Genomic DNA, 10,117 nt, shown 5'->3' with positions numbered 1-10,117 from the left:
GATACCGGGACAGCGACTACTTCTTCCTGAAGATACGAGCCGCTTTTCCCGGTAATGCGCGATGAACCTTTTTTTATGCCTCTAATTTACCTGACAAAAAAAGGCTAAAGCTTGTACTAATCAGGCCGATAACACTAGGGACAGCGGTAGAACCTTTCCGGTGTGTCAAACCATTGACGGAGAGGGTGAGAGGCAGGGGTGGCTAACGCCATTTATTAAAGGCTATCTGAAGAGGAAACTGGGATCATGGATAGCACCATTACGAGTACGGTTGGCACAGCAGTTGCTACAACTTCCGTAAAACCTGAGCTTGCCGCCGAACAACAGGCGGTGAAAGCGCAACAGACAGAGGTGGTGGCCGCAGACGCGGTAACCGCAACCTCCAAGGTGCATGAGGCAGACAAAGAGTCTGGCAAAGAGGCCTTGGATGACCGTGTGGCCGAGGCGACACGGGGTATGAACGAGTTTTTTAATTCCATCGACAAGGACATTCGCTTCCATATCGACGAGGACACCAGCCGCAGTGTGGTGAAGGTGGTCGAGGCAAGCAGTGGCGACGTAATCCGGCAAATTCCTTCCGAAGAGGTGCTGGAACTTGCCGCCCGAATGTCTGAAGCCAGCGGGCTTCTGGTGAAGGAAGAGATCTAATCTGGTTTAGGCTGGAGTTGGTAGAGGAATTGGCATGGCGTTAACAGCGGTTGGCCTAGGGTCCGGACTGGACATTAATGGCATTGTAAAGGCCTTGGTGGATGCGGAGAAACTCCCCCGCGAGGCGACTCTCAACAGCAGAGAGGCGTCTGTTCAGGCGGAGATCTCCGCTATTGGCTCCATTAAGGGCGCCATGAGTACGTTTCAGGAGTCGTTGGAGAAGCTTCAGGACCCGGATGAGTTTGCCCAGAAAAAGGTGACCCGCAATCAACTGGACTACGTCAGTGCCAAGGCGGATCAAGACGCGGTAAACGGCAGCTACAACATCGTGGTGGAGCAACTGGCTGAAAACCAGAAAGTTGGTACAGGCACCGTCAGTGATGTGACCTCAGACATCGGCGCCGGCACCGTGACCCTGGGAGTGGGTGGTGACAACTTCGATATTACCGTCGAAGCCACCGATTCCATGCAGGACATCATGAAGAAGATCAATGATGCCGAGGATAACACCGGCATCACGGCCACCATCGTGACCGACGATACCGGCAGCCGCCTGGTGATGAGTTCTGATGAGACTGGTACATCAAACACCATTACCACCAGCTCCACTGGGGATGCAGCCTTAACCGCCATCTTCGATGCCACTGCCGAGATTCAGCCTGCCAAGGACTCCATTATCTATGTGGATGGTCTCAAGGTCACTTCAGACAGCAACACGGTCGAAGGAGCCATTCAAGGAGTGACCCTGGATCTCGCCAAAGCCGATGCTGGAGAGACCACCAAGATTACCGTGGCCAATGACGATGATATTGTCTACAACAATATCAAAGCATTCGTTGACTCTTACAACGAGATGATGACCACGGTGGGGAACCTGGGCTCCTACAATGCCGAGACCAAAACCGCCGGCGCTTTGCAAGGCGATGCCCTGCCCAGAAACATCCAGAGTCAAATGCGGAACCTGCTGGGGGCCACCTTCTCCACTTCCATTGGCGACAGGGCGCTGTCTACCTTCGGAGTCTCCAGTGACCGCTATGGTAAGCTCGAGATTGACGAAGAGAAGCTTCGTGATGCCATTAAGACCAATGGCACGGCCATCACCGAGCTGTTCACTGCCGAGGACACCGGTCTGGCTGATATGATGGACAGTACACTGGATACCTATCTCAGTGCCGGCGGCATCATCTCTGGCAGGGACACCAGCCTCCAAAACCAGCTGGATCGGATTGAAGACGACCGCACCAGCCTGGCCACGCGCATGGCGTCCTATGAAAATCGACTCTATAAGCAGTTTAATGCCATGGATGCTGCGGTCGCCTCTTTGAATTCACAGAGTGCGGACCTGGCGTCCAGATTTGAAGCCCTGCCCGGATTCACCAGGAAATCCTCATGAGTCAGCAGCAACTGGAAGAGATCACCCAGACCATATCCGGTCTGCTCGAGCAGATTGCCGAAGCGGATGTGGATGGACGAGAGGAGCTCCTGCCACAACTAAACCTGCGCATCGAAGAGCGTCGACACTGTCTCGGTGCATTGCTCGATACCGAGCTGGCGCAGGACAGGGAGTGGATCAAGCTTCAGTTAGATATTACCCGGGCCCTTGCCAAGCGAGGCAAGACTCAACTCGACAAGCAACGTGATGCCCTCGGTGGTTACCGCAAGGGGCGTCAGCAAGTCTCCGTCTATCAGAATGTAGAATTAGGAAAGTAACATGCGTGGATCCCTGAAAGCCTACCGCCAGGTAAACGTAGAGAGCCAGAAAGCCGAAGCCTCCCCCCATAAGGTGGTGCAGCTCCTGCTGGGCGGCAGCATCGACAAACTGTTGCAAGCCAAGATGGCCATGGCCTCCAATCAGGTGGCCAAGAAGGGGGAACTCCTCGGTCGCACCATGGAGATCATCACTCACCTGAAAGCCTCCCTGGATCACGACAAGGGCGGCGAGGTTGCCGGTAATCTGGAGTCTCTCTACGACTACATGTTGCGTCGCATCGCCGAAGCCAACGCAGAGTCTGACTCAGCAGCAATAGACGAAGTCATCGATCTGCTGAAGACCGTGAAAGAGGGCTGGGACGCTATCCCTGCCGAACATCACAATATTAAGCAGCCTGCGTAATTACATTTAAGCAACCTTGATTTCTGACCGCTTATTAAGCGTCAGTAGGACGGGTTGCTTGCTAATGCCTACTTTCCCATTACAATAACCGGACTCCCGGCAATCACCACCAGAGGTGAAATGTGACCGGGAGCCCGATATAAAGGCTGTTTTTTAACAGCATCTTGATTGATTTCCCACGATGCAGCTGTGGTCGGAAGATAAGTAATGCAGACAGAACAAAGCATATTATTAGTGGATTGGAACCCAGACCGGTTTCAACAACTAAACTTTTTGCTTAACTTCCTGGGTGAAACCGTTGAAGCCGTTAAAATGGGGGATCTCCCCGGACGGCTCTCCGATGCCGAGCGATACCGAAGTGTGATCTTTGGGCACAACACTGAGGAAGACAAGGAGATCGCCATCAGCGTGCTCCGGGAGTTTCCTCACCAGCCCTTCCTGTGCCTGGATGCCCGCCCTCAGGAGATGGCCAACCTGGTCGGCGAGATCGCCCTGCCGTTCAGCTACGCCCAACTGACCGAGATGCTGCACTACTGCCAGGTGTACAACCGTACCCGGCATGAAGTTGCTCCCACCAGTGCCAACCAGACCAAGCTGTTCCGCAGCCTGGTGGGCCGCAGTGAAGCCATTGCCGAAGTGCGTCACCTGATGTCTCAGGTGGCGGAGACCGAAGCCACCGTGCTGGTGACCGGTCAGTCCGGTACCGGCAAAGAGGTGGTGGCCCGCAATGTCCACTACCTGTCCAAGCGTCGTAATGGTCCCTTCATCCCGGTGAACTGTGGCGCCATTCCCGCCGAGTTGCTGGAGAGTGAGCTCTTCGGTCATGAAAAGGGCGCCTTTACCGGCGCCATTGGCACCCGTAAGGGCCGCTTCGAGATGGCCGAGGGTGGTACCCTGTTCCTGGATGAGATCGGTGACATGCCGGCTCATATGCAGGTGAAGCTGCTGCGGGTGCTGCAGGAGAAGACCTTCGAACGTGTTGGTGGCACCAAGCCGCTTCAGGCTGATGTGCGCATTGTTGCCGCCACCCACCAGAATCTGGAACAGATGATCGACAAGGGCCGGTTCCGTGAGGACCTGTTCTATCGACTCAATGTGTTCCCCATCGAGATGCCCGCCCTGTGTGAGCGCAAAGAGGACATTCCTCTGTTGCTGCAGGAGTTGGTGAGCCGCCTGGAAGGGGAGGGCAAGGGTGCCGTTCGTTTTACCATGCGTGCGGTCGAGTCCCTGACCGCCCACCCCTGGTCAGGCAACGTTCGCGAGCTGTCCAACCTGGTGGAGCGGATGGTGATCCTCTACCCCAACAGCCTGGTGGATGTGAACGATCTGCCCATGAAGTACCGCCATGTGGATGTGCCTCAGTTCTCTCCCGAGTACCCGGAAGAGCTGCAGGAGCGCGATGCCCTGGCGGCCCTGTTCTCCGGTGAAGAACCGGTGGAGCTGCCAGAGCAGCGATTCTCCTCCGAACTGCCTGAAGATGGCGTCAACCTCAAGGATATGCTGGCCGACCTGGAGGTGGAGATGATCCGCCAGGCACTGGAGCAGCAGAACAACGTGGTGGCCAAGGCGGCCGAGATGCTGGGGATGCGTCGTACCACCCTGGTTGAGAAGATGCGCAAGTACGGACTCGGCAAGTCCTGAACCCAGATCACAGAAAAAGGCTTTCCGGTCTCGATCGGAAAGCCTTTTTTTGTATGCTGGCCTTCACTCTCCACCAATATCTGGCATGGAACCTGCACATTCTGTGCGTTGCGTGACCATTTACGAATTTTTGACAGGACGACTACATGGCGTTAAGCCAAATCACCCCAGAGGCCAAGGAGAGATCAGAAAATCAGGCGGAGAGCCGATTGCACCATCTGATGCAGTGTTTGCCTGCGGGTGTGCTGCTGCTCAACGATATGGGTGTGATTGAACAGGCCAACCCTGCGGCGGTGGAGCTGCTGGGGATGGAGCTGGAAGGACGCCCATGGCGTCAAATCATTGACTCGGCGTTTGCCCCTCGGGCCGACGACGGTCATGAAGTCTCCCTGAAAAACGGTCGTCGTGTCAGCCTGACCACCCGCTCACTGACGCCGGAGTCCGGCCAGTTGCTGATGCTCACCGATCTCACCGAAACCCGGGCCCTGCAGCGCAACGTCTCCCATATGGAGCGCCTGTCCGCCCTGGGCAAGATGGCGGCCTCCCTGGCTCACCAGATCCGAACCCCCCTCTCTGCCGCGCTGCTCTATGGTGCCAACCTTTCCAGCCCCCAGTTGGACGAGGCCGGCCGCAGCCGTTTTCAGCAGAAGCTGATGGCCAGGCTGGGCGAGCTGGAGCAGCGGGTGAACGACCTGCTGCTGTTTGCCCGCGGCGGCCACACCCAGAAGAGCGAACCGGTTAAGATCTCTGCCTTGCTGGAGGAGCTTAAGACCAGTTGCGAGGCGGTACTGGCCCAGCGTCATGCCGACCTGAGTCTGGTGATCGACTACGACGTGTGCATCCAGGCCAACGCCAATGCCCTGCAGGGCGCCTTGCAGAACCTGGTGAACAACGCCCTTGAGGCGGAAGCCACTGCCCTGCGCATCAGCACCAGCGAGCTTAAAGGCCGGGTGGTGATCCAGGTGGCGGACAACGGCAAGGGGATGACTCCGGAGCAGCAGCGTCAGGCGATGACCCCCTTTTTCACCACCAAGGCCAATGGCACCGGCCTGGGGCTGGCGGTGCTCCAGTCCATCTGCCGGGCCCATGACGGAACCGTCAGCCTGGCCTCTCTGCCCGGACAGGGCAGCCAATTTACTTTGACCTTTCCCCGAGTCGAACAGCATGAGGAGCTGACTGCATGAGTAAACCCACCATCTTGGTTGTTGAAGATGACCTGGGACTCAGAGAAGCCCTGGTGGACACCCTGCTTCTGGGTGGCTACCAATGCCTGGAGGCCAGCGATGGTGCCGAGGCCCTGATCCAATTGGGTCAGCAGCGCCCCGCCATGGTGATCTCCGATATCCAGATGGCCGGCATGGACGGGCTGGCTCTGCTTAAAGCGATTCGGGCCAAGGACCTGAACCTGCCGGTGCTGTTGATGACCGCCTACGGCACCATCGACGCTGCCGTTGAAGCGATGCGTTGCGGCGCCAACGATTACCTGGCCAAGCCTTTCGCCCCCGAGGTGCTGCTGCATCAGGTGGAGCGCTACCTGCTGGCCCCTGCCGCCGAGGTTCATCAGCCCGTGGTGGCTGATGAGGCCAGCCTCAAGCTGCTGGGTCTGGCTGAGCGAGTGGCCCAGTCCGACGCCTCGGTGATGATCACCGGCCCCAGTGGCTCAGGCAAAGAGGTACTGGCCCGCTATCTGCACCAGTGCTCCCCCAGAGCCGACGCCCCCTTCGTGGCCATCAACTGTGCCGCCATTCCGGAAAACATGCTGGAAGCCACCCTGTTCGGCTATGAGAAGGGCGCCTTTACCGGTGCCGTTGCCGCCTGTGCCGGTAAGTTTGAGCAGGCCCAGGGCGGCACCATACTGCTGGACGAGATCACCGAAATGGATCTGGGTCTGCAGTCCAAGTTGCTGCGGGTCCTGCAGGAGCGGGAAGTGGAACGCCTGGGCAGCCGCAAGACCATCCAGCTGGATGTGCGGGTACTGGCCACCTCAAACCGGGATCTCATGCAGGCGGTCGCCGAAGGGCGTTTCCGCGAAGACCTGTACTACAGGCTGAACGTCTTCCCCCTGAACTGGTTGCCCCTGAGTCAGCGCCCTGGTGACATCGTGCCTCTGGCCGAGCACCTGTTGGGCCGTCACCTGGGTGCCAAGGGGGTGGTTCCTCGCCTGGATGACGCCTCCAAGGCGAAGCTTAAGGCCCACAACTGGCCCGGCAACGTTCGTGAGCTGGAAAACGTGGTCCAGCGTGCCCTGATCCTCTGCGTCGGGGACACCATAGGGGCCAGCGACCTCTTTATCGACACCATGGAGATGCCCAGTGTGGCACCCAGGGTTCAACCCGAGGTGGAGCCCAAGCCTGACAGCCTGGGTGACGAGTTAAAACTTCAAGAACATCAGATTATTGTGGATGCTCTTGAACAAAATGGCGGCAGCCGCAAGGCGGTGGCCGAGCAGTTGGGGATCAGCCCCCGTACCCTGAGGTACAAATTGGCCAAGATGCGGGACATGGGGATTGAATTGCCGGCCTGAAGGCTGCACACTTGCCCCCCCGCCGTGTAGATAGATTGATGAACAGGTGTAACCAGGAGTAGTGCACAATGGAGATCGGCTCTAATCCCCTCATCAGCGAGATGCAACAGATGTCGCTGGAGGCAGACCCCAATGCCCTCAAGCCCACTGCGGGTCCGGCGGGTGACTTCGAGTCCCTGTTGGGTGATGCCATCAATCACGTCAATGGCCTGCAGCAGACCGCGTCTGAGCTGGCTACCCGCATGGAACTGGGCGACACCAGTGTCACCCTGTCGGAGACGATGATCGCCAAAGAAAAGGCCGGCGTCGCCTTCGAAGCCACCATCCAGGTGCGCAACAAGATTGTAGAAGCATACAAAGAGATCATGAGTATGCCCGTCTAACGGGCTTAAGGTGTAGCGGTGGCAGAGGCGAATCAGTCAACACAATTGGCCCTGGGCGGTAACGACGCGCCCCTTCCCGCCATTGGCGGCGAGGGCAGCGGTGCCGTCGAGGAGAACAAGGCCAGTCCGTTAGGGGCCCTGGGTAATTCCGATACCCTGCGTCAGGTATCGCTGATCCTGGCGCTGACGGTATTCCTGCTGATGGCGGTGTTCATCTTCCTCTGGGCTCAGGAGCCCGAGTATCGCCCCCTGGGCAAGATGGACACCGGAGAACTGGTTCAGACCCTGGACTTCCTGGACCAGCAGAAGATCGACTATCAGGTCGAAGGCAACGTGATCTCCGTGCCCGAAGAGCTGTACGCCGACATTCGCCTGCAGATGACCCGCGCCGGTCTTCAGGGCAAAAGCAACACCGAAGAGGATTTCCTTAGCCAGGAGAGTGGCTTCGGGGTCAGTCAGCGTCTGGAGAGTGCCCGACTCAAGCACACCCAGGAGCAGACCTTGGCCCGCGCCATCGAAGAGCTGCGCAGCGTCAACCGCGCCCGGGTGATCCTGGCCCTGCCCAAGACCAACGTCTTTGCCCGTCAGCAGGCCCAGCCCTCAGCCACCGTGGTGGTGGGCCTGACCCGCAACACCGAACTGCGCCAGACCGAGGTGGACGCCATCGTCGACATCGTCGCCTCTGCCGTACACAACCTCTCCCCCAGCCGGGTGACCGTCACCGATCAGCATGGCCGACTGCTTAACTCCGGCAGCCAGGACGCCGTCTCCAGCCGGGCCCGACGGGAGCTGGAGGTTGAGTCCCAGCAAGAGCAGGCGATGCTCAAGAAGATCGACTCCATCCTGATTCCGGTTCTGGGACTGGGCAACTACACCGCCCAGGTGGACGTGACCATGGACTTCTCCGCGGTGGAGGAGACCTCGAAGCGCTTTAACCCGGACCTGCCCTCACTGCGCAGTGAGATGGTGGTCACCGACAATCAGAACGGCCAGGGTTCCATGGGGATCCCCGGCGCCCTGACCAACCAGCCCCCCATGGAATCGGCCATTCCTCAGGAAGCGGGCGTGGGTGTGAATGAAAGCTTGGTTCAGGGCAATCGCCGAAACCGCTCTGAGGCAACCCGAAATTATGAACTGGACTCCACCATCAGCCACGTGCGCCAGCAAGTGGGCGTGGTCAGCCGGGTGACCGTTTCCCTGGCGGTGGATTACGCCCTGATGCCCGGCGCCGAAGGTGAGCCTGCCCGGCCCCAGCCCCGCTCCGCCGAGGAACTGGCCAGCCTGAAGCGACTGCTGGAGGGCAGCATCGGCTTTAACAATCAGCGCGGTGACCTGGTGGAGGTGATCTCCATCCCCTTCGCCGAAGGGATCTCCCTGGAGGAGCCGGAGCTGCCGATGTGGGAGCAGCCCTGGTTCTGGCGTAGCCTGAAGATGGGCGGAGGCCTGATCATCATCGTGGTGCTGCTGCTGGTGGTGGTGCGCCCGCTGATCAACCGTCTGCTTAACCCCGACGGCGACAAGACCAAGGCCCTGGAGCCTGGCGAGGAGCTGGCGGAGATAGAGGACCAGTACGCCACCGATACCCTGGGTGTCCTGGCCCAGACCGAAGGCGATTACAGCTATGCGGAAGATGGCTCCATTCTGCTGCCGGACCTTCATAGAGACGACGACATGCTGCGGGCCATCCGTGCCCTGGTGGCCAACGAGCCTGAGCTGTCGACCCAGGTAGTTAAACATTGGTTGGAAGAAGATGCCTGATCTGCCACAGACCAAAGGCGGGGCGGTGACCCCGGCCGGCGACTTTGATGTCAACAATCTGAACGGGATTGAGAAGACCGCCATTTTGCTTCTCAGCCTGTCCGAGTCCGACGCTGCCCAGGTTCTGAAAAACCTGGAGCCGAAGCATGTTCAGAAGGTGGGCATGGTGATGGCGGGCATCAACAACTTCAGCCAGGATAAGGTGACCGCGGTCCACCGCCTGTTCCTGGAACAGATTAAGAAGTTCTCCTCCATTGGCCTCAACAGCCAGGAGTTTGTGCGTAAGGCACTGACCCAGGCCCTGGGTGAGGACAAGGCGGGCAACCTGATTGACCAGATCGTCATGGGCCACGGCGCCACCGGCCTGGACTCCCTGAAGTGGATGGACGCCCGTCAGGTGGCCAACATCATTCAGAACGAACACCCGCAGATTCAGACCATCGTCCTCTCCTACCTGGAACCGGATCAGGCGGCTCAGATCATGAGCCAGTTTACCGAGCGTGTACGCCTGGATCTGATGCTGCGTATCGCCAATCTGGAGGAGGTGCAGCCTGCTGCCCTGCAGGAGCTGAACGACATCATGGAGAAGCAGTTCGCCGGTCAGGCCGGTGCCCAGGCGGCCAAGATGGGCGGCCTGAAGGCGGCGGCCAACATCATGAACTACCTGGATACCGGTGTAGAGGGTCAGCTGATGGAGTCGATCCGCGACACCGACGAAGAGCTGGGTCAGCAGATCCAGGATCTGATGTTCGTGTTCGAGAACCTGGCGGATATGGACGACCGGGCGATGCAGGTGATTCTGCGCGACCTGCAGCAGGAGGTGCTGATTCGTGCCCTCAAGGGTGCCGACGACCAGCTCAAGGAGAAGATCCTCAGCAACATGTCCAAGCGTCAGGCCGAGCTGGTTCGGGACGATCTCGAGGCGATGGGACCGGTACGCATCTCCGAAGTGGAAGCGGCTCAGAAAGAGGTGCTGGCGGTGGCCAGGCGCCTGGCCGATGCCGGCGAGATCATGCTGGGCGGTGCCGGTGGCGAAGAGTTCCTGTAATC

At 58.9% G+C, this 10,117-nt stretch carries 10 protein-coding genes; all 10 read left to right on the top strand.

Annotation, left to right across the window (positions count from 1 at the left end; genetic code table 11):
• The first annotated feature begins 246 nt into the window (after positions 1 to 246).
• The 10 genes from ACN0RV_RS18645 to fliG all read left to right on the top strand — a co-directional run bounded on the left by ACN0RV_RS18645 (position 247) and on the right by fliG (position 10,115).
• Positions 247 to 648, top strand: a complete 402-nt coding sequence (locus tag ACN0RV_RS18645) for a flagellar protein FlaG (protein WP_417350009.1) — start codon at positions 247 to 249, stop codon at positions 646 to 648.
• A 34-nt stretch (positions 649 to 682) separates the two neighbouring features.
• Positions 683 to 2,041: a flagellar filament capping protein FliD gene (gene fliD, locus ACN0RV_RS18640; RefSeq protein ID WP_417350007.1), complete on the top strand. Its 1,359-nt coding sequence runs from the start codon at positions 683 to 685 to the stop codon at positions 2,039 to 2,041.
• Positions 2,038 to 2,358, top strand: coding sequence for a hypothetical protein (locus tag ACN0RV_RS18635; RefSeq protein ID WP_417350005.1), 321 nt, complete (start codon positions 2,038 to 2,040; stop codon positions 2,356 to 2,358). The genes fliD and ACN0RV_RS18635 overlap by 4 nt, the downstream gene beginning before the upstream one ends.
• Before the next feature lies 1 nt (position 2,359).
• A complete protein-coding gene (fliS, locus tag ACN0RV_RS18630; protein ID WP_417350003.1) occupies positions 2,360 to 2,761 on the top strand; it encodes a flagellar export chaperone FliS in 402 nt (133 codons plus the stop codon).
• A 207-nt stretch (positions 2,762 to 2,968) separates the two neighbouring features.
• Entirely contained in the window at positions 2,969 to 4,402 is a 1,434-nt protein-coding gene (locus ACN0RV_RS18625) for a sigma-54 dependent transcriptional regulator (RefSeq protein WP_417350002.1), read from the top strand.
• 146 nt (positions 4,403 to 4,548) lie between these two features.
• On the top strand, positions 4,549 to 5,586 hold the full coding sequence (locus ACN0RV_RS18620; protein WP_417350001.1) for a sensor histidine kinase: 1,038 nt from the start codon (positions 4,549 to 4,551) through the stop codon (positions 5,584 to 5,586).
• Positions 5,583 to 6,926: a sigma-54-dependent transcriptional regulator gene (locus ACN0RV_RS18615; protein WP_417350000.1), complete on the top strand. Its 1,344-nt coding sequence runs from the start codon at positions 5,583 to 5,585 to the stop codon at positions 6,924 to 6,926. The genes ACN0RV_RS18620 and ACN0RV_RS18615 overlap by 4 nt, the downstream gene beginning before the upstream one ends.
• 68 nt (positions 6,927 to 6,994) lie before the next feature.
• The gene (gene fliE / locus ACN0RV_RS18610; protein WP_417349998.1) at positions 6,995 to 7,309 is read left to right on the top strand and encodes a flagellar hook-basal body complex protein FliE; all 315 of its coding nucleotides are present in this window, start codon (positions 6,995 to 6,997) and stop codon (positions 7,307 to 7,309) included.
• 18 nt (positions 7,310 to 7,327) lie between these two features.
• The gene (gene fliF, locus ACN0RV_RS18605; RefSeq protein ID WP_417349996.1) at positions 7,328 to 9,067 is read left to right on the top strand and encodes a flagellar basal-body MS-ring/collar protein FliF; all 1,740 of its coding nucleotides are present in this window, start codon (positions 7,328 to 7,330) and stop codon (positions 9,065 to 9,067) included.
• Positions 9,060 to 10,115, top strand: a complete 1,056-nt coding sequence (fliG, locus tag ACN0RV_RS18600) for a flagellar motor switch protein FliG (RefSeq protein WP_417349995.1) — start codon at positions 9,060 to 9,062, stop codon at positions 10,113 to 10,115. Before fliF ends, fliG begins: the two co-directional genes overlap by 8 nt.
• The last annotated feature ends 2 nt before the right edge of the window (positions 10,116 to 10,117 follow it).

The sequence above is a fragment of the Ferrimonas sp. genome (genome assembly GCF_048263965.1).
GTDB lineage: Bacteria > Pseudomonadota > Gammaproteobacteria > Enterobacterales > Shewanellaceae > Ferrimonas.
The sequence above is the reverse complement of the archived record's forward strand: the minus strand, read 5'-3'. Positions and strand labels throughout refer to the sequence as shown.

Excerpts from the sequence above, each read along its gene's own strand:
- ACN0RV_RS18625 (WP_417350002.1), top strand. The coding sequence starts at position 2,969 with ATGCAGACAGAACAAAGCATATTATTAGTGGATTGGAACCCAGACCGG.
- ACN0RV_RS18635 (WP_417350005.1), top strand. The coding sequence starts at position 2,038 with ATGAGTCAGCAGCAACTGGAAGAGATCACCCAGACCATATCCGGTCTG.
- fliS (WP_417350003.1), top strand. The coding sequence starts at position 2,360 with ATGCGTGGATCCCTGAAAGCCTACCGCCAGGTAAACGTAGAGAGCCAG.
- fliE (WP_417349998.1), top strand. The coding sequence starts at position 6,995 with ATGGAGATCGGCTCTAATCCCCTCATCAGCGAGATGCAACAGATGTCG.
- fliD (WP_417350007.1), top strand. The coding sequence starts at position 683 with ATGGCGTTAACAGCGGTTGGCCTAGGGTCCGGACTGGACATTAATGGC.
- ACN0RV_RS18645 (WP_417350009.1), top strand. The coding sequence starts at position 247 with ATGGATAGCACCATTACGAGTACGGTTGGCACAGCAGTTGCTACAACT.
- fliG (WP_417349995.1), top strand. The coding sequence starts at position 9,060 with ATGCCTGATCTGCCACAGACCAAAGGCGGGGCGGTGACCCCGGCCGGC.
- ACN0RV_RS18620 (WP_417350001.1), top strand. The coding sequence starts at position 4,549 with ATGGCGTTAAGCCAAATCACCCCAGAGGCCAAGGAGAGATCAGAAAAT.
- ACN0RV_RS18615 (WP_417350000.1), top strand. The coding sequence starts at position 5,583 with ATGAGTAAACCCACCATCTTGGTTGTTGAAGATGACCTGGGACTCAGA.